A 20,187-nucleotide genomic window follows, 5' to 3' on the forward strand; every position below is an offset into this window, starting at 1 on the left:
CCGATCCTCCCCGAAGGTTTCAACCGACCATAACGGGCATCGCCGTTGTTGAGAAGCTGTGCTTCGAGGCTGTCAGGCCTTCTCAAGCGCGACCGGAATGACGTCGACGGCCTGGTCGCCGACCTGGCCGCCGGTGGTTTTCAGCACGCCGACGATCGGAGCCACGTCGGAATAGTCGCGGCCATAGCCAACGGTGATGTGGTCGTTGCTGGCCCGCATGCCATTGGTCGGGTCGAATTCCTGCCAGCCGGCATCGCGCCCACACCACACCTTGACCCAGGCATGCATGGCATCGGCGCCTTCGAGCCGCGGCTTCCCTTTCGGGGGAATGGTGCGCAGGAAGCCGCTGACATAACCCGCAGGAATACCTAGCCCGCGCAGGCCGGCGATCATGATGTGGGAGAAGTCCTGGCACACGCCCCGCTTCAAACGGAAGGCATCGCTGGCCCCGGTACGCACCGTGGTCGCTTCCCCGTCATAGGTGAAGTCGCGGTGGATGCGGTTGCACAGATCGATGGCCATGCCGACCGTCGAGCCGCCGGCGCTGTCGCGGGCATAGGCGGTGATCGCCGCATCGATGCCGGCATGATCGCTGGCGGCGAGAAAGTGATGCGGTGCATCCGGCGCCAGTGACCGTACGGCGCCGAGTTCTTCCCGCAGGCGCTGCAGATCGGGCGACACGTCGAGCCCAGGCTCCGGCCGTGACACCGACACGCGCGCGCTCATTCTGATGTCGAGCCCGTCATGGACGTCGCGAAAGGCGATCGCGGTGACATTGTTGCCGAAGAAATCGGCAAAATCCGTGCGCTCCGATGGGGTCGGCACAAACGAAAGCGAGGCCGCGATCACGCGCTGCACGCCGGCAATGGTCGGCGGCAATACACGCACCTGATGCCGGCTGCCACCGGCCGCGGCGTCATAATCGTAGCTGAGATGAAGCCTGATATCGTACAGCATGTTAACCGAAATACGCTTTAGCCAGGCTGCTATAGAGGTTGCCGATCTCAGTTGCGAGATCGTCCAGCACCTCCGCCGACATCTCCGATGGCTCCATGACGGCAATTGCCGTGTTGAGCTGCAGGATTTCCTTGGCCGCGACCGACATATGCCCCTCCGGCCCAACCGATGGCAACAGGCCGATCTCCGCCTTCAGCCGTTCGAGCTGGAACAGGATCGAGCGCGGGTTGAGTGGGTCGAGCGCCAAGAGGTCGATCACCGTGCGCCGTCCGGCCCGCACCGGATATTGCCGGCGGTGGGTCATGACGCTGTCGCCGATCTCCAGCATCATGTCGAGCGAGCCGTCCGGCGCACCGGACCTTGTCAGTCGGGCTAGCGTACGGGCGATCTGGATGCCGCGCTCGATCCGCCGGCCGATCTCGAGGAAACGCCAGCCGGTGAAACGGTACATATTCTCGTGCAACAGGCCAGAGAAACCGGCGAGCTTGCGCAGCATGACCGTCATCGCCCGTGTCGCGTCGTCACCCGGCGCCACCGTGGTGGCGAACTGATGAATGGTCTTCGACAGGTCCTTCAGCGCCAGCCAGCCATCGGGCGAAAAGCGGTCGCGGATCTGTCCGGCGCTGTAGACGGCGCTGTCCAGCGTGCCGATCAATCCGGGCGGAATGGCCGCTTCGAGATCGATGCCGAAGGGTTCGAGATAGTCCCTTATATCGGCGAGCAGCAGCATGTCAGGATCGGATGTCTCGGCCAGCCGCACATGATAGGCGCGCAGGATGCGAACCGTATCCTCCGAGCGCTCGATATAGCGGCCGAGCCAGGTCAGGTTTTCCGCCGCGCGGCTGGGCAGGCTCCCCGGCATGGTGCGGACGAAGCTGTCATGCTCCTGCGGCAGCAGCGTCTCGCGCTCGACCGACCGGTCGCTGACCACCCAGACGTCGGCCGCCTGGCCGCCGCGCTGCATGGCGATGGCCGTCGGGTCGAGCGAAAGGCCGACACGGGCGAAACCGCCCGGCATTACCGTCCAGCCATCGGGCGTGCGCGCCAGATAGACGCGCAGGCTTGCCGGTCGCGGTTCCAGCCAGCCGCCGACATAGACCGGCGTCGTCGACAGCGTCACCGCTTCCTGGCCGACGAAACCGCTGCCATCGCTCTCGATGCGCGCGATCAGCGCGATGCGTTCCTCCGGCGTCAGTGCCGAACCGAGCCTGGTCTGGCCGTCATCCTCGAAGGCCAGCCGCGTCGACAGCGCCGGACCGATCACCATGCGATCGATGTTGGCAAGCACATGGGCTCGTTCGGTTGCTTGCCCGCACCACCAGGTGGCGACGCTTGGCAACAGAAGTTCTTCGCCGCGCAATGCGCGCGAAATCTTCGGCAGGAAGGCGAGCAGCGCCCGGGTTTCCATCAAGCCCGACCCCAGCGCATTGACCGTAGACACGGTGCCGCGGCGGATCGCCTCGACCAGCCCCGGCGTGCCGATATGCGAGTCCGACCTCAGTTCCAGCGGATCGGCAAAGGCGGCATCGAGCCGCCGCCACAGCACGCTGATCGGCATCAGCCCCGAAACCGTGCGCACCATCAGCTTGCCGCCGGCGACGGTCAGATCCTCGCCCTCGAGCAGCATGATGCCGAGATAGCGGGCGATATAGGCGTGCTCATAATAGGTCTCGTTGAGCGGCCCCGGCGTCAGAATGGCGACGCGGCCGTCATTCTCCTTCGCCATGCCGATCAGCGCATCGCGAAAGCGGCGGAAGAAACCGGCCAGGCGATGCACATGCATCTCGCCATAGACGTCGGACAAAGCCCGCGTCGTGGCGACGCGGTTTTCCAGCGCAAAGCCGGCGCCCGACGGCGCCTGCGTGCGGTCGCCCAGCACCCACCAGCTTCCATCCGGCCCACGGCCGAGCTCGAAGGCGCAAAAATGCAGGAAATGACCGCTGGCCGGCATGGTGCCGACGACGGGGCGCAAATATTCGGGGCTCGCCGCAATCAGGCCTGCCGGCAGGATTCCCTTCTCGATCAGCCGGTTCGGCCCGTAGATATCAGCGACTATCTCCTCGAAAAGGTCGGCCCGCTGGACGAGACCGGCGCTGATTCCTGCCCATTCCTTGTCTTCGATCAGCAGCGGGATATGCGCCAACGGCCATTCGCGCTCATTGGCGCCGGCCTTGTCGTAGACGCGGTAGTAGACCCCGGCATCGCGCAGATACTGGTCGGCGCGGGCAAAGCGCTGGCCCAGCTTTTCGGGACCCAGCTCCTCCAGCGCCTCGATGAAGGGCGCCCAGGCCGGACGCGGATGGCCCGAAGCATCGACCATCTCGTCGACGACGCCGTCAATCGGCTGGTAGTGCTCCAGCAGCCTGTGCCTCAGCGGCTTGCCGCGGACCTTTTTCTGATTCCCCTTTGCCATTGCTGATCAGAGTCTTGCTGGCCGCCTGAGGTCAAGGGTCATGGGGAAGTCTTCAGAGGCTTCTTCATTGCGCAGCACATAGGCCGACGGCGTATGGCCGCGCGGCTCGAAGCGGGCGAGACGCCTCGCCTCGGCCTCATTGCCGTTGACCGGGAACGTGTCGTAGCTGCGCCCACCTGGATGCGCGACATGGTAGACGCAGCCGCCCACCGCCCGCCCCGACCAACGGTCGTAAATGTCGAAGACCAAAGGCGTGTTGACCGGCAGCGCCGGATGCAGGCCCGACGAAGGCTGCCAGGCCTTGAAGCGCACACCGGCCACCGCGACCTCGCGATTGTCGGTGACCTTCATCGGCACGATTCGGCCATTGCAGACAATGGCATGACGTTCCGGGTTGAGGCCTTCGGTCCTGACCTGCAGCCGTTCGACCGAGGAATCGACGAAGCGCACGGTGCCGCCGATGGCGCCTTGCTCACCCATCACATGCCACGGCTCCAGCGCCTGCCGCAGTTCCAGCTTGATGCCGGCATGCTGGACTTCGCCGCAGAACGGAAAGCGGAACTCCAGCTGGGCATCGAACCATTCCGGCCGGAATTCGAACCCGTTGAGCTTGAGGTCGTCGAGCACGTCGAGGAAATCCGCCCAGACATAGTGCGGCAGCATGAAACGGTCATGGAGCGAGGTGCCCCAGCGCACGAAGCGGCCATCAAGCGGGTTCTTCCACGCACGGGCGATGATGGCGCGCACCAGCAATTGCTGCGCCAGCGACATGCGCGCATTGGGCGGCATCTCGAAACCGCGGAACTCGACAAGCCCAAGCCGGCCGGTCGGGCCATCGGGCGAAAACAGCTTGTCGATGCAGATTTCCGAGCGGTGCGTATTGCCGGTGACGTCAGTCAACAGATTTCGGAACAGTCGGTCGACCAGCCAAGGCAGCGGTGCGTTGCCCTGGTCGGGATGCGGCACCTGCGCCATCGCGATCTCGAGTTCGTAAAGCGAGTCATGCCGCGCCTCGTCGAAGCGCGGCGCCTGGCTGGTCGGGCCGATGAACAGGCCGGAGAATAGATAGGACAGCGACGGGCGCCGCTGCCATTGTAGCACCAGGCTCTTCAACAGATCGGGCCGGCGCAGGAACGGGCTGTCATTGGGCGTTGCGCCGCCGACGACGACATGGTTGCCGCCGCCGGTACCGGTGTGGCGGCCATCGATCATGAACTTGTCGGCGCCAAGCCGTGTCTGCCGTGCTTCCTCGTAAATCGCCGTCGTCGTCGCCACGCAGTCCTGCCAGTTGGCAGCCGGATGGATGTTGATCTCGATGACGCCGGGATCGGGTGCCACCCTGATGACGTTGAGGCGCGGATCGTGCGGCGGTCCATAGCCTTCGATATGCACGGGAAGGCGGATCGCCTTGGCCGCGTTTTCTGCGGCTGCGACCAGTTCGAGATAATCTTCCAGCGCCTCGACCGGCGGCATGAACACGCAAAGCCGCCCGTCGCGCGGCTCGACCGAAAGTGCTGTACGCACAGCGCCGCCGATCTCGGTGATCTCCTGTTCGACCCTATCCTGCTGGCCGGTCGTCGCCGTGAAAGAAATCGCCTGCTGGCGTCGCGCCATCTCGTCGGCGCCTTCCAGCTCGGCCGGAGCCGGTTCTGGCAGTATGGCTTCCCGCGCCGGCAGCGGTCCACGCGGCAGCGACGGATCGACCGGCACGATATAGGGGAACTGCGCCGGCGGCACATAGGGCAGCGTGCCCAGCGGCAGGCGGTAACCGACAGGGGAATCGCCCGGCACCAGGAACAGCCGCCCGCGCCGCGTCTTCCACTTCTCCGAGCGCCAGCGCGGGTCCGAAGCCTGGCTGTTCCAGCGCTGCACCGGCAGCACGTAGCCGGACGGCTTGGTCAGCCCGCGCTCGAACACTTTCGCCATGCGGCTGCGCTCTTCCGGGTCTTCCAGCTTGGAGTTGGACGGATCGACATTGTCGGGCAGCTTGCCTTCCTTCAGCAGCCATTCGGCCGGGTCCTCATAGGCCTCGCTGACCATCGCCTTGTCGATGCCGAGTTCGCCGGCGATTGCCGTCAGCAAGCTTTCGGCTTGCTGCGGCCCGACCTTCGCATCGCTCTTTTCGTGTGCGATTAGCGACGGATCGCTCCATACCGGCTGGCCATCGGTGCGCCAATACAGCGAGAAGGTCCAACGCGGCAGGCTCTCGCCCGGATACCATTTGCCCTGGCCGTAATGGAGGAAACCGCCCGGCGCGAAGCGCTCGCGCAGTTTCCGGATCAACGCATCGGCCTTTTCGCGCTTGGTCGGGCCGACGGCGGCGGTGTTCCACTCGGCGGACTCGAAATCGTCGATCGACACAAAGGTCGGCTCGCCGCCCATGGTCAGCCTGACATCACCCGCTTGAAGTGCGGCGTCGACCTTGTTGCCCAGCGCATCCAGCGCCTGCCAGCTTTCGTCCGAAAACGGCTTGGTGATGCGCGGATGTTCGGCAATGCGGTCGACACGCATGTCGAAGCCGAACTCGACATTGGCAAAGCTCGCCATGCCGGAAATGGGCGCGGCGTTGCGGAAATGCGGCGTGGCCGCCAGCGGCACATGGCTTTCGCCGGTGAGCAGGCCGGACGTCGGATCGAAGCCGATCCAGCCGGCGCCCGGCAGATAGACCTCGCACCAGGCGTGCAGGTCGGTGAAGTCGACGGCGGTTCCGGCTGGGCCATCGAGCGCGACCAGATCGGGCTTCAGCTGGATCAGATAGCCTGAGACGAAACGCGCGGCGAGGCCGAGATTCCTGAGGATTTGCACCAGCAGCCAGCTCGAATCCCGGCACGATCCCTTTTTCGCGGCCAGCGTTTCCTCCGGCGAGAACACGCCGGTTTCCATCCGCACGATATAAGCGATCTCCCGCTGCAGCCGCGCATTGAGGTCGACGACGAAGTTGACGGTGTTAGTGGCGCTACGGTCGATGGTTGCGAGGAAAGCAGACAGCAGCGGCCCCGCCGGCTCCGGCGTGCGGTAGATGGCGAGATCGTCCCTGATGTCCTCGGGGTACTCGAACGGGAAGGTCTCGGCCGATGGTTCGACGAAGAAATCGAACGGATTGTAGACCGTCATGTCGGCGACGAGGTCGACCTCGATCTTCAATTCCGTCACCGGTTCCGGGAAGACGAAGCGGGCGAGGAAATTGCCGTAGGGGTCCTGCTGCAGATTGACGAAGTGGTTCGCCGGCCCGACCTTCAGTGAATGGCTGAGCACCTTGGTGCGGGAATGCGGTGCCGGCTGCAGCCTGATGACCTGGGGCCCGAGAACCACCGGCCGGTCATATTTGTAATGGGTCAGGTGGTAGACGGCTGCCAGTATTGCCATGGGGCCCCGGAGATCGGCGTTTCTTCAGCCGAACCCTGACACATCTATTGGCCATTCTCCAAGCAGAGATGTTGCGCTGCACCTAAATTAAGCAGCCGAAGCCGGCTACGCTGTGTCGAGATTCAGGTCAGGCCGAGTCGAAAATGGCTGATACCGAAAACCGGAGCAGAGCGTACTTTTCGTACGCGAGCACCGGAAGCGCAGGCATCGGCCATTTGCAGGCCGGCCTCACCTGAACATCGGCACAGCTTTAGAAAAACGCCTGTATCCCCGTCTGAGCCCTGCCAAGGATCAGCGCATGCACGTCATGCGTACCTTCATAGGTGTTGACCGTCTCCAGGTTCTGCGCGTGGCGCATAACGTGGTAGCCGATCTGGATGCCGTTGCCGCCATGCATGTCGCGGGCCTGGCGGGCGATGTCGAGCGCCTTGCCGCAATTGTTGCGCTTGACGATCGAGATCATCTCCGGTGCCATCTTGCCTTCATCCATCAGCCGCCCGACGCGCAGCGAGCCCTGCAAGCCGAGCGCAATCTCGGTCTGCATGTCGGCGAGCTTTTTCTGGAACAGCTGCGTGCCGGCGAGCGGCTTGCCGAACTGCTTGCGGTCGAGTCCATACTGCCGGGCCCGGTGCCAGCAATCCTCGGCGGCGCCCATCGCGCCCCAGGAAATGCCGTAGCGGGCCCGGTTGAGGCAGCCGAATGGGCCGCCGAGGCCCTTGGCGTTGGGCAGCAGCCCGTCTTCGCCAACCTCGACGCCTTCCATCACCACTTCGCCGGTGATCGACGCGCGAAGGCTGAGCTTGCCGCCGATCTTCGGCGCCGACAGCCCCTTCATGCCCTTCTCCAGCACGAAACCGCGGATTTCGTCCTTGCCGTTGTCGCCCTTCAGCTTCGCCCAGACCACGAACACGTCGGCGATCGGCGCGTTGGATATCCACATTTTCGAGCCGGAAATCCTGTAGCCGTTCGCGGTCTTCTCGGCCCGCGTCTTCATACCGCCGGGATCGGAACCCGCATCCGGTTCGGTCAGGCCGAAGCAGCCGATCCATTCGCCCGAGGCCAGCTTAGGCAGAAATTTCTTGCGCTGTTCTTCCGAGCCATAGGCATGGATCGGATACATCACCAGCGACGACTGCACGGACATCATCGACCGGTAGCCGGAATCGACCCGCTCGACCTCGCGCGCCACCAACCCGTAGGTGACGTAATTGGCGCCGAGCCCGCCATATTCCTCGGGAATGGTGATGCCGAGCAGGCCGGCCTCGCCCATCTCGCGAAAGATGCCGGCATCGGTCTTTTCCTCGAGATAGGCCTCCTCGATGCGCGGCGCGAGCTTGTCGGCGGCAAAGGCGGCCGCGCCATCGCGCACCATGCGCTCATCCTCGGAAAGCTGGTTCTCGATCAGGAAGGGGTCTTCCCAAACGAACGCGTTCTTGTCGGCGGCCATGGCTTCGCTCTCTCCCAAAATCTTGAAGTGCTCGGGCTTATCCGCCTTCGCTTCGGAAAAATCAAACAAAATTGCATCACCGATCAATGAGGTTTAGTAATGGATCATGAACGTCCAACGCCGGCTTTTGCCCAGCACCAGCGCCCTTGCCGCCTTCGAGTCCGTGGCCCGCCTTGGCTCCTTCACCGCTGCCGCCCAGGAACTCGATTTGACCCAAGGGGCCGTCAGCCGCCAGATAGCACTTCTGGAGGAACAGTTCGGCCGCCGGCTGTTCGAGCGCGACAGCCGCAATGTTCGGCTGTCCACGGCGGGCGAAATCTATGCCGAAGCCGTGCGGGCGGCACTCGGGCAATTGCGCGACGCCGCGCTCGGATTGATGAGCAATCGGCATAGCGGCATGCTGAACCTCGCCATACTGCCGACCTTCGGCACGCGCTGGCTGATGCCGCTGATCCCGGATTTCGTCGCAGAAAACCCTGACATCACCATCAACTTCGTCACCCGCATCGGCCGCTTCGACTTCGCCCGCGAACGCCTCGACGCCGCTATCCATCATGGCCAGCCGGACTGGCCGGACGCCGATTCCACATTGTTGATGCGCGAAACCGTGATGCCGGTGGTTTCGCCCGACTTCCTTGCCAGCCGCGATATCACCACGGCGGCCGACATCAGCCGCCTGCCGCTGCTGCACATGGCGACGCGCCCTGGCGCCTGGGGCGAATGGTTCGAGGAACAGGGCTTGAGCGCACCGATCGGACCCGGCATGCAGTTCGAGCAATTCGGCACCGTTGCCCAAGCCTGCATGGCGGGGCTTGGCGTCGCGCTCCTGCCGCAAGTTCTTATCGCCGGCGAATTGCAGCGCGGTCAGCTCGTGCCGGCGCCGGGACAGCCGATGCAAAGCCGCAGCGCCTACTACCTCGTCGTCCCGAACGACAAGCGCGGCCACCCGCCCGTCGTCAGCTTTCGCGACTGGCTGCTGGGCCAGGTTGAGAAGGAACCGGCCGTTCTGGCCTGGTAGCTACTTCCGCTTCATCGGCTCGGTTTCCGGCTGGAAGCGCAGCGTTTTTGCGACTTGCGTTCGGCAACTTTCGCATCGAGCTTGCTTTTGATCCGGGCGAAAGCCTGGTCTCCATCGACCGAACTGCCACTCGCCATGCCCTCGTCCAAAGACGCCCCAACTCTTGGACACTCACTTTCTCGAAACTTGCCATATCGCGCGTATCTCCACACAAGGATGGTAGATAACGCTCTAGCGATTGCAAGGAACCATTCGAGGCTACTTCCGCTTCAAGGCATCGGCCAGTGCTGCGCCAAACGCGCCTTGCTGTGCCGGTCGTTCCGGCTGACGCCGCGGCATCGGCGAAGGTTGCGCCGGCTTGCCGCCGCCATTGTCGCGCGGCCCCTTCGGCGTCCCGCCCTCGCCGCCGTCCTTGCGCATGGACAGCGCGATGCGCTTGCGCTTGATGTCGACATCGACGACCCGCACCTTCACCACGTCGCCGGCCTTCACCACCTCATGCGCGTCCTTGATGAAACGATCGGCCAGTTGCGAGACATGCACCAGCCCGTCCTGATGCACGCCGATATCGACGAAGGCGCCGAAGGCAGCGGCATTGGTAACGGTGCCTTCCAGAAGCATGCCGGGCTTCAGATCCTTGATGTCGTCGATGCCATCGGCAAAGGTTGCGGTCTTGAAGCCGGGGCGCGGGTCGCGGCCGGGCTTTTCCAGCTCGGCAATGATGTCGCGCACCGTCGGCAGGCCGAAGCGTTCGTCGACGAAGACTCGCGGATCGAGCGCCTTGAGCGCTGCGCTGTCGCCCATCAGCGAGCGCACATCGCGGCCGCAGGCAGCGACGATCTTCTTGGCCACGCCATAGGCTTCCGGATGGACCGACGAGGCGTCGAGCGGCTCGCTGCCATTGGCAATGCGCAGGAAGCCTGCGGATTGTTCGAACGCGCGCGGTCCAAGCCGCGCCACCTTGAGCAGTTCCTTGCGGCTGGCGAACGGCCCGGTCGCATCGCGATGCGCGACAATGGCATCGGCAAGCGACGCGCCTAGGCCTGACACGCGGGCCAAAAGCGGCGCCGAGGCGGTGTTGAGATCGACGCCGACAGCATTCACCGCGTCCTCCACCACCGCCTCCAGCGAGCGGCCAAGCCGGTACTGGTCGACATCATGCTGGTACTGGCCAACGCCGATCGATTTCGGCTCGATCTTGACCAGTTCGGCGAGCGGATCCTGCAGCCGCCTGGCTATGGACACCGCACCGCGCAGCGACACGTCGAGCCCGGGAAACTCAGCCGCCGCTGTCGCCGAGGCCGAATAGACCGAGGCGCCGGCCTCGCTGACGATCACCTTGAGCGGCTTTGGCCTACCATCCGAAGGCATGTCGGACAGCATGTCGGCGACCAGCTTTTCAGTCTCGCGGCTGCCGGTGCCGTTGCCGATCGAGATCAGCTCGACCTTATGCTGGCGGATGAGTGCTGCGAGCTGGGCCTGTGTGCCGCGCACATCGTTCCGCGGCGGAAATGGATAGACGGTCGTCGTCGCCAGCACCTTGCCGGTGCCATCTACCACCGCGACCTTGACGCCGGTGCGGATGCCGGGATCGAGCCCCATGGTCGGCCGCGAGCCGGCGGGTGCCGCCAGAAGCAAATCCTTGAGGTTGCGTGCAAAGACATGGATCGCCTCTTCCTCCGCCCGCTCGCGCAGGTCGCGCATCAAATCGAGCGTCAGGTGCAGCGAAAGCTTGATCCGCCAGGTCCAGCCGGCGACTTCCATCAGCCAGCGGTCGCCCGGCAGGCTGCCGCCGATGGCGTAGGCATTGGCGATCATCCGCTCGACCGGCTTCACCGGCGAGGCATCGTCGGCATCGACCTCGATGTCGAGCGACAACACCTCTTCGTTGCGGCCGCGCAGCATGGCCAGCGCGCGGTGGCTCGGAACATTTGCCCAACGCTCGACATGCTCGAAATAGTCGGAGAATTTCGCCCCGGCCTCCTGCTTACCGTCGACGACACGGGCACGCATGAAAGCGCGCTCCTTCATGTAGGTGCGAAGCTTGCCGACCAGATCGGCATTTTCCGCAAACTGTTCCGACAGGATGTCGCGTGCGCCTTCCAGTGCGGCCTTGGCGTCGGTCACATCCTCGGTCACATAAGCCAGCGCCGCCTCGGCGGGCACCAACGACCGGTTGGCCAAAATAGCCTCCGCCAATGGCGCCAGCCCGCGCTCCCGGGCGATCTCGGCCTTGGTGCGCCGCTTGGGCTTGTAGGGCAGGTAGATGTCTTCCAGTTCAGCCTTGGTGGCGGCAGCCACAATTTTGGCCTCAAGTTCTTCGGTCAGCTTGCCCTGCTCGCGGATCGAACCGAGAATGGTATCGCGGCGCGCATCGAGTTCGCGCAGATAGGCCAATCGCTCGGCAAGGTCGCGCAATTGGGTGTCGTCGAGCCCGCCGGTGACCTCCTTGCGGTAGCGCGCCACAAACGGCACCGTCGCGCCCTCATCGAGCAGCCCTATAGCTGCTGATGCCTGCTCCGGCCGCGCCCCGATCTCTGCCGCGATGATGGATGCGATGCGTTTGCTGTCTGCTGCCATGCTGGTCCCTGTCGCAAAGAGCGGCGACCATAGGCGCTGATGTCCGTCACGCCAACCGCAGTGTTCTCAAGCGTCAAAGAGGTCCACAGGAAAGCGCCTTGCTTTGGCTCGTCCTCAGACCATCCCGCTCAGCGCCTCGAAAAAGGCAACGATCTCGCGTTCGAGCGGATAATCTTCAGGCACCGGCTGCGACCCCATTTTTGCAATCACCACTTCCGTCTTCGGGTTGACGTAGAGCCATTGGCCGTGGATGCCGATGCCGCAGAAGGCGCCGTTTGCCGCCCCCGTCTGGTACCATTTGTTACGGTAACGGCCCTTCGGGAACAGATGCACCATTGTGCCGCGCTGCCAGGCCTCCGCGCTGCCGCCGGCAACGGTCGTATCGCGCACCCAGTCTTCCGGCACGATGCCGCGGCCATTGGCCGTGCCGCCCTGCCGCATCATCTCGCCGATACGCGCCAGGTCGCGCGGCGTCACCGAAATGCCGCCGGCGGTGCGCGCCGTACCTTCCATGTCGACGCCGATCGAAGCCTCGCTGACAGCACCCAGCGGTAGCCACAGTTTCTCGCGCATCAGGTCCGGGAAGCGCTGGCCGGAAGCTCGTTCGAGCAGCAGGCCGAGCAGATCGGAATTGGGCGAACGGTAGCGGAAGGTTTTGCCGTGCGGTTCTTCGAGCCGCTGCAAGGTCAGAATGAATTCGCGCAAGCTTTCAGTGCCGCCGCCCGGATTCCACAGCGTAGCGCGACGGTAACGGGCAAAGGCGCTTTCGGGATCGAGATAGGCCTCCTCGAAGTCGAGGCTGACGCTCATGTCGAGCACATGCCGGCAGCTTGCATCGGCATAGGCCGAACCGGCGGCTTCCGGAATGTACTGGGTCACCGGCGCTTCCGGGTCGAACACGCCCTCGCCTTCCAGTATTCCGGCGATGATCGCGGTGACCGATTTGCTGATCGAAAAGATGATGTGACGGGCGCCGAAATCCATATTGGGCGCGAACCAGTCGCCGATGACCTTGCCAGCCTTCATCACCGTCAGCGCGTCGCTGGTCGAACGTGTGAGGAATTCGGCCACCGTTTCCGGGGCGCTGGCGATCGAAACCTTTTCGCCGAGCAGGCCGCTCAGGTCCCGCACCGGCGCTTCGACGCTTCCCGGCGTCGCCGCCACGGGAGCGGTCGGCACCAGTTCGCCAAGGTTCTGGAATGACCAGCGGTTGAAGGGGTTTTCGCGCCAGTTGGAGAGCAGCACCTCATTGCGGGCAAAGCCGTAGCGGATCTCGAACGCAGTCTTGCCGGTCATGAACGTTTCCTCGGAGGGATGATTTGTTGTGGGTCAACCAAGCGCCTTGGCGATGGCGTGCACCGCCTTCAGCGTTGCCACCGAATAGGCGACATTGCTGAAATCCGGATAGCTTGAAAGCTTGACCACGACCATGCCGGTGTCCCAGTCGATATGGATCATCTGCCCGAACACCCCCCGGCACATCAGTGCGCGTGAGCGCGGGTTTTCGATCCAGAACTGGTTGCGGTAGCTGCCCTCCGGCAGGCTCCGATTGAAATCCGGCGCATGCCTGCCGTTGCGCGTCGCCTCGATCCAGTCGGCCGGCACGATGCCGCGGCCATTGTCGAGGATCAACTGGCCGAAGCGGGCGTAGTCTCGCAGCGTCGCGTTGAAGCCGCCATCGGCCAGCGCATAGCCGGCGCTGTCAACCGTGAAGCAGGCGCTCTCGTCGGCGCCGAGCTTTTGCCACAGCTCCTCGGACACCAGCTGCGCCAGCCGTTTACCGGTGACCCGCTCCATGATGAAGGCAAGCACGTCGGTCTCGATCGAGCGGTACTCGAACGCGGCGCCATGCGGCCGCACCTTGTCCTTCAGCTGCAGGATCAACTCGAACAGATGCGGCGGCCATTGGAAATCCGGATCGCTGTCCGGCGGCACCGGCTTCCAGCCGGTGGCGACATCGACCTGGCCGATATCGGAATAGCGATCGGTGTATTCCTCGGAAAAGCGAACACCCGTCGTCATGTCAAGCACATGCTGCACGCTGGCGCCGTCCCAGCCGGTCGCGCCGAGCTCCTGCAGATAGGCGGTCACCGGTTTGGCCGGGTCGATCAAGCCGCGCCCAACCAGAATACCGAACACGGTGCCTGTTACCGACTTCGCCATCGACTGCGACAGATGCAGCGTGCGCTCGGCCATGCCGTTGAAATAGCGCTCATAGGCGACCTTGCCGTCTTTGAGCACCAGGAAGCCGTCCGTGTAGGTCTCGTCGAGCAGGCCAACGAGCGTCGTCGGACGGCCCTTGCTGTCTTCCACCGGCAGCGCGTCGAGATCGGTCTCTGCGCGCTCAAGACGATGGCGATGGCCATTACCGCGCCAGACCTCGATGGTCGGCAGGAATTCGCGGATGTGTTGGAAGGCCCAGCGATTCCATGGCGGCCGGTCCCAGTCGAGCTTCGGCAGCACCATTTGAGGCGGCGAGCCCCGCATGATCGACGGCCGCGGATCGCTGTTGCGATAGGAGTCCATGAAAGCCATTCCGGAAAAGAAAAGACCCGGCGGCGGATGCCGCCGGGTCTGTCAGACTGCGGTTATTTCTGCAGTTCGGTCCAAATCTTGGTGTAGATGTCCTGGATCTCAGGCGCGCACATCTTCTGGAATTCGCCTTGTGCCTTCGCAGTCTCCGGAATGACGACTTCCGGCGCATCCTTCATGTCGGCCGGCATGTACTTGTCCGAGCCGGTAATGGCGTTTGCGTAGCGATGGAAGGCCGAGAGGCCGGCCGCGTTTTCCGGATCCATGATGAAGTTCTGGAACAGCTTGGCGTTCTCGACGTTCTTGGCTTCCTTGAGAACGACGACGTTATCGCTCCACAGGCCGTAGCCTTCCTTCGGATAATTGTAATGGATGGCCGGATTGGCCAACCGCTGGCGTAGCGCCGAGCCGTTCCAGTCGCTGGTCGCCTTGAAGTCGCCGGCGCCCATCTTTTCGATGGTATTGTATTCCATGGCGATCCAGTTCGGCTTGGCCGCGACAAGCGTGTCGCGCACCTTCTTCAGCACCGTCTTGTCGTCGGTGCACTGCTGGCCGCCGACATATTTGATCGCCGCGAAGATAACGTCATTCATCTCCGGAACGACATTAGTCTTGCCCTTCAGCTCGTCCGGCGTGTTGAAGATGATGCCCCAGCTGTCGGCTGGTCCCTTGTAGGCATCGGTGTTGACGACAACGCCGACGGTGCCCAGCGCCCACGGCACGGAATATTTGCGGCCGGGGTCGAAGTCTGGATTGGCCCATTCCGGCGCCACGTTCTTGAAGTTCTCCATCTTGCCCGGATCGGTCTCCTGCACGAGGCCCTCCTTGATCCAGATCGGCACGTAGGTTTGCGACGGAACGGCGATGTCGAAGCCGGTGCCGCCCTGGCGTACCTTGGCGAGCGCCGTATCGTTGGAATCGTAATCGGTGATCGTCACCTTGACGTTGTATTTGGCTTCGAACTTTTTGATCACGTCGGGGCTGGTATAGTTGCCCCAATTGTAGATGTTCAGCTCGCCATCGGCGCGGGCCAGGCTCGTCGTTGCGAGCAGCGCCAACCCGATGGCGGCTGTCGTTGTTTTCCAGTTCATGGTTTTAGCTCCCATTTGTCGGTTCAGTCTCTTTTCCTGCTGACGAAGAAAAACAACGTGACGATCGCGACCGAAAGCAGCAGGAAGGCGGTCGATATCGCGTTGATCTCAGGCGTGATGCCGCGGCGGATCTGGCCGAGCATGTAGGTGGGCAGCGTATCCTGGCCGCCCGATTTGACAAACTCGGTGATGACGACGTCATCGAGCGAGATGACGAAGGCCAGCATCAGTCCGGCCAGTATGCCGGGCCACAAAAGCGGCAGCGTGATGCGGCGGAAGGTCTTCCAAGGCGTCGCGTACAGATCGGCGGCCGCGCGCTCCAGCGTCAGGTCCATGTTTTCCAGCCGCGCCCGGATCGGCAGATAGGCGAACGGGATGCAGAACGCCGTGTGGGCGGCGATCAGATAGCCAATGCCGGAATAGCCGGTGAAGATCTTGATGCGCGAGAAGAAGATCAGCAGCGCCACGCCCGTGACGATCTCGGGCACCATCAGCGGCTGGTTGATCGCCGCATATTTGAAGGTGAGGCCCGGATAGGACGCGGTGCGCGTGGTGGCAAGCGCGGCCATGGTGGCAAAGATTGTCGACAGCACCGCAGCCACGGCGCCGATCTGGAACGAGCGTAGCGTCGCGTCGATAACTTGCACGTTCTGCCAAGCCGACTGGAACCAGCGCATCGAAAAGCCGCCCCATTCGGACGTCGAGTTCGCCGCGTTGAAGGCATAGGCGACCAGCACGATGATCGGCAGATAGAGCACGATAAAACAGGTCGCAGCGATCACCGTGAAGCCGGTCTGGTGCTTGATGGAAAAGTTCTTAGCCATGCCGCGCCCCCGACTTGCCGGCATTGCGCACATAGGCAAGCAGCGCCACCATGACGATGATCATCACCGTGATCGACAGCGCCGAGCCGAGCGGCCAGTTGCGGCCTTGGCCGAACTGCAATTCGATCAGGTTGGACAGCATCATATTCTTGCCGCCGCCAAGCACGCTCGGCGTCACATAGGCGCCAAGGGCTGGAATGAAGACCAGGATGGAGCCGGCAATGACGCCGGGTTTGACCAGCGGGAAAATGATCTTCCGCAATACCTTGAATCGGGTCGCGTAGAGGTCGTAGCCCGCCTCGACGAGGCGAAAATCAAGCTTCTCCATGCTGGCATAGATCGGCAGCACCATCAGCGGCAGATAGACATAGGCCATGCCGATCAGAATCGCCGTGTCGGTGAAGAGGATCTGCACCGGCGCCGAGACGATACCAAGCTTGATCAGGATGGTGTTGATGATGCCTTCGTTGCGGATGATCTGCAGCACGGCGAAGGTGCGGATCAGAAGGTTGGTCCAGAACGGAATGGTGATCAGGAACAGCCAGAGATCCCTGGTTTTCTCGCTGCGCGTCGCCATGAAATAGGCGGTTGGAAACCCCAATGCCAAAGTGGCGATCGTCGTTATCACCGCCAGCTTGATCGAGCGCCAGAAGATGGTGACATGCGCTGCCGCAAGCGAAAGCGTATCGTCGAAAATGTCGCGTTCCATGAACACCGACAGCCAGGCATCGGGCGAAAACTGCCACTTCACATCGCCATAGGGGCCAGGCGTCAGGAACGAGTAGATCAGCACGATCAGCAAGGGGCCGGTCGCGGCGAGGAAGATCACCAGCAAGGCTGGCGCTGACAGCAGCCAGCGGTCGCGCACATCGCGCCGCTCCGCTGCCTTGGCGACTTGTTCCGCGGTCGCCATGATCAGTCCTTCAGCACTTGCGCGGCGTCGTTGCCGATCATGATGCCGATCTGGCCGCCCTGCACGAAGCCGTCACCGGCGCCGCGGCTGTTCTGACGCCGCACGATGAACGGCTCGCCACCGGCAAGGCGCAGATGGAAGTGCGTGTCGGTGCCGAGATAGACGATGTTTTCGACGGTGCCGGACAGCGAAGCGATCGGGCTGGCCGTGCCCAACTGCGCATGCTCTGGACGCACGACGATGGTGACCTTGCCGCTGGGGCTGAAGCCTTCCGGCAGCGAGGCTGGGATTTCCACACCAGACGGCAGCTTCACCGTCGCCCGGCCACCAGTCGCGCTAACCACATCCGCCTTGAGGAAGTTCGACTCGCCGATGAAGTCGGCGACGAAACGCTCGGCCGGCCGGTCGTAGATGTCGCGCGGCGAGCCGACCTGCAGGATCTTGCCCGACGACATCACCGCGATGCGGTCCGACATGGTCAGCGCTTCCTCCTGGTCGTGGGTGACGAAGATGAAGGTAATGCCCGTCTCGTGCTGCAGCCGCTTCAATTCGATCTGCATTTCCTTGCGCAGCTTGTAGTCGAGCGCCGAGAGCGGTTCGTCGAGCAGGAGCACCTTGGGCTGCGGCGCCAGCGCCCGGGCGAGCGCCACGCGCTGCTGCTGGCCGCCGGAGATCTGGCTGGTTCGGCGACCCGCCAGCGCCTCCATCTTCACCAGTTTCAGCATCTCGGCGACGCGCGCCTTGATCTCGGCCTTCGGCTTGCCCAGCATTTCCAGGCCAAAGCCGATATTGTCGGCGACCGTCATATGCGGGAACAGCGCGTAGGATTGGAAGACGGTGTTGACCGGCCGCTTGAAGGGCGGCAACGGCGCGATGTCCTGACCGTAGAGGAGGATTTCGCCGGCGGTTGGAAAGTCGAAGCCGGCAATCAGCCGCAGCAACGTGGTCTTGCCGCAGCCGGATGGTCCCAGCAGGGTGAAGAACTCATTCTCGCGGATGGATACCGAGACCGTATCGAGGGCAGCGACCTGCCCCTCACCCGATCCGAAAATTTTACTGACGTTTACGACTTCAATTGCATTCCGATCCGGTTTTTCCGGCACGATACGCCTCACTGTTGACCCCGCTCTTGCTGGCGGAGTTTTTCCCCTGTTCGATGTGACCACACGGCCGGTAGGTTGGCAAGTCCGGCATTGAATCACAGTTCAGTCGGTCATTTCGTCTTGCAAGCGGCAAGCTGTGCAAGCCGCATGCCATTGTCAGGCCTGGTAGGTGACCTTGCCACCGCAGACCGTCGTCACCGGTCGCAGCTTGTGCAGATCGGCGGGCGCCGTCTTCTCGATATCGGCCGACAAAACCACCAGATCCGCCATGTAGCCGGGTTTCAGAACGCCTTTGCGATGCTCGGCGAATTCGGCATAGGCGCCCTCGACCGTGTAGGCGGCAATCGCTTCCTGCAGCGAGAAACTCTGGTCAGGATCGCCTTCTGCCCATGGTTTGCGCTGCACTGCCGCCTGAATGCTCAGGATCGGGTCGATCGCCGCCACCGGCCAGTCCGAGGCGAACACGACATGGGCGCCGGCGCTTTTCAGGGTGCGCCAGGCATAGCTCAGCGGCCAGCGGGCCGGTCCGATGCGTGACACCGTCGGCTCCAGTGGAAAATCCATGGCGCCGGGCGGATGCGACGGCTGCATCGAGGCGATGACGCCGAGTTCGGCAAAACGCGGCACGTCGGCTGCTGTGGTGACCTCGATGTGCTCAACCCTGTGCCGGCTGTCGCGCTTGCCATTGAGCTTCTGCGCCGCCTCGTAACCGTCGAGCACTGCGCGCACCGCGCCGTCACCGATCGAGTGCACCGCGATCTGCAGCCCGCGTTTGTCGATAGCCACGGCGAGATCGATAAATTGCTGCGGCGTGAACAGCGGCTCGCCGACCCAGTCGGGACGATCCGCATAGGGTTCGACCATAACAGCGGTCCAGGAATCGAGCACGCCGTCATAGAACACCTTGACCATGCCCGATGACAGCCACTCACTGTGGTAGCGCTCGGCCATGACGGACGCCTTCTCGAGCATGTCGAGTGTCATGAAATTCTTGTAGTGGAACGGGATCTTGACGCGGCAGGGCAATCCCTCCTCGGCCTCGATCTCGGAAAGCAGTTCGAGCTGGTAGAGATTGCCGTCCATGTTCTGGATCGAGGTGATGCCGTGGCGCGCGCACCATGCAAGCCCGCGCCGCATGATGTCACGGTCAGCGGCCCGCTCGGCGGCCGACGGCATTGGGTCGGGCTCACCGCCGGTCGACAGCCCCAGCCGCACCCGGCTTTCGCCGGCAAGGTCGAGCACCGGACCGAAGGCCTCGCCCTCGCGCAATTCGCCCGCGGCCAGGCCGTCGCCACCCATCACGATCTCGTTGCCCGGACCGAGCGTGCGTCCCTTCAGGATGCCGGCTATCTCCAACGCCTTGGTGTTGGCCCACATCGTATGGTGGTCGGGCGCTGCCATGCAGAAGGGGCGGTCGGGCAGGATGGCGTCGAGATGATGGCGTGTCACCCGCTCGCCGCCGAGCACGGTGTAGTCGACGCCCTGGCCCACAAGCATTTTCGCCTCGGGCCGCGTCGTTGCGTAGTCGCGGATGGCGCTTTGAAGCGCCTCGAAGCCATGGATACCGCCGAGTTGAAGATGCGCGAGCTCGGCCCCTCCCGAGAACAGATGCATGTGGGCTTCGATGAAACCGGGCAGGACCGAACCGCCCTTGGCGTCGATCACCTCTGTGGTCGTTCCCTTGAGTTTTTCGATGGCGGCGTGGTTGCCTATGGCGATGATGGCGCCGTCCTTGACGGCAATCGCCTCGGCGGCGGGATTGTCATCGTCCATGGTCCGCACGCGACCATTGATGACGATCAGATCAGCATTTTGACCCGCACCCGTGACAGACATCGCGACTCCGCGCTTTTGACGACTGGCTGAGACCGACAACCCTCTTGTCCGACAAGCTGCCACTCCGCTGGAGCGGCGTTATCGGACGAAAACTGATGCCAGTGCGC

At 63.4% G+C, this 20,187-nt stretch carries 13 protein-coding genes; 1 reads left to right on the plus strand and 12 read right to left on the minus strand.

Features of this window, described 5'->3' with window-relative positions; genetic code table 11:
- Window positions 1–72: 72 nt before the first annotated feature.
- The 4 genes from NKH38_RS01575 to NKH38_RS01590 form a co-directional block, all read right to left on the minus strand.
- Window positions 73–957: a transglutaminase family protein gene (locus NKH38_RS01575; protein WP_023683456.1), complete on the minus strand. Its 885-nt coding sequence runs from the start codon at window positions 955–957 to the stop codon at window positions 73–75.
- Window position 958: 1 nt separating this feature from the next.
- Window positions 959–3,370, minus strand: coding sequence for a circularly permuted type 2 ATP-grasp protein (locus NKH38_RS01580; protein ID WP_352758615.1), 2,412 nt, complete (start codon window positions 3,368–3,370; stop codon window positions 959–961).
- Window positions 3,371–3,376: 6 nt separating this feature from the next.
- Window positions 3,377–6,736 (minus strand): transglutaminase family protein, encoded by a 3,360-nt coding sequence (locus NKH38_RS01585; RefSeq protein ID WP_352758618.1) that lies wholly within the window; start codon window positions 6,734–6,736, stop codon window positions 3,377–3,379.
- Window positions 6,737–6,986: 250 nt separating this feature from the next.
- Complete coding sequence (locus tag NKH38_RS01590) at window positions 6,987–8,183, minus strand: acyl-CoA dehydrogenase (protein WP_352758621.1); 1,197 nt, start codon at window positions 8,181–8,183, stop codon at window positions 6,987–6,989.
- A 106-nt stretch (window positions 8,184–8,289) separates the two neighbouring features.
- On the opposite strand from NKH38_RS01590, the gene NKH38_RS01595 reads away from it, so the two are divergent.
- Window positions 8,290–9,201, plus strand: a complete 912-nt coding sequence (locus NKH38_RS01595; RefSeq protein WP_352758624.1) for a LysR family transcriptional regulator — start codon at window positions 8,290–8,292, stop codon at window positions 9,199–9,201.
- Window positions 9,202–9,459: 258 nt separating this feature from the next.
- Here the strand turns inward: NKH38_RS01595 and NKH38_RS01600 are convergent, their stop codons facing one another.
- The 8 genes from NKH38_RS01600 to NKH38_RS01635 form a co-directional block, all read right to left on the minus strand.
- Complete coding sequence (locus tag NKH38_RS01600; protein ID WP_352758626.1) at window positions 9,460–11,781, minus strand: Tex family protein; 2,322 nt, start codon at window positions 11,779–11,781, stop codon at window positions 9,460–9,462.
- Between the two features lie 114 nt (window positions 11,782–11,895).
- Window positions 11,896–13,077 (minus strand): serine hydrolase domain-containing protein, encoded by a 1,182-nt coding sequence (locus tag NKH38_RS01605; RefSeq protein ID WP_352758629.1) that lies wholly within the window; start codon window positions 13,075–13,077, stop codon window positions 11,896–11,898.
- Between the two features lie 33 nt (window positions 13,078–13,110).
- Window positions 13,111–14,307: a serine hydrolase domain-containing protein gene (locus NKH38_RS01610; RefSeq protein ID WP_352758632.1), complete on the minus strand. Its 1,197-nt coding sequence runs from the start codon at window positions 14,305–14,307 to the stop codon at window positions 13,111–13,113.
- Between the two features lie 62 nt (window positions 14,308–14,369).
- Window positions 14,370–15,404: an ABC transporter substrate-binding protein gene (locus tag NKH38_RS01615; protein ID WP_023735013.1), complete on the minus strand. Its 1,035-nt coding sequence runs from the start codon at window positions 15,402–15,404 to the stop codon at window positions 14,370–14,372.
- Window positions 15,405–15,427: 23 nt separating this feature from the next.
- Complete coding sequence (locus tag NKH38_RS01620) at window positions 15,428–16,228, minus strand: ABC transporter permease (RefSeq protein ID WP_023671766.1); 801 nt, start codon at window positions 16,226–16,228, stop codon at window positions 15,428–15,430.
- Window positions 16,221–17,141, minus strand: a complete 921-nt coding sequence (locus NKH38_RS01625; RefSeq protein WP_023691712.1) for an ABC transporter permease — start codon at window positions 17,139–17,141, stop codon at window positions 16,221–16,223. The genes NKH38_RS01620 and NKH38_RS01625 overlap by 8 nt, the downstream gene beginning before the upstream one ends.
- A gap of 2 nt (window positions 17,142–17,143) precedes the next feature.
- Window positions 17,144–18,244, minus strand: coding sequence for an ABC transporter ATP-binding protein (locus NKH38_RS01630; protein WP_023683467.1), 1,101 nt, complete (start codon window positions 18,242–18,244; stop codon window positions 17,144–17,146).
- A 156-nt stretch (window positions 18,245–18,400) separates the two neighbouring features.
- A complete protein-coding gene (locus tag NKH38_RS01635) occupies window positions 18,401–20,080 on the minus strand; it encodes an amidohydrolase (protein WP_352758636.1) in 1,680 nt (559 codons plus the stop codon).
- Between the last annotated feature and the right edge of the window lie 107 nt (window positions 20,081–20,187).

This window comes from Mesorhizobium sp. M1078 (assembly GCF_040318615.1).
Taxonomy (GTDB): Bacteria; Pseudomonadota; Alphaproteobacteria; order Rhizobiales; family Rhizobiaceae; genus Mesorhizobium.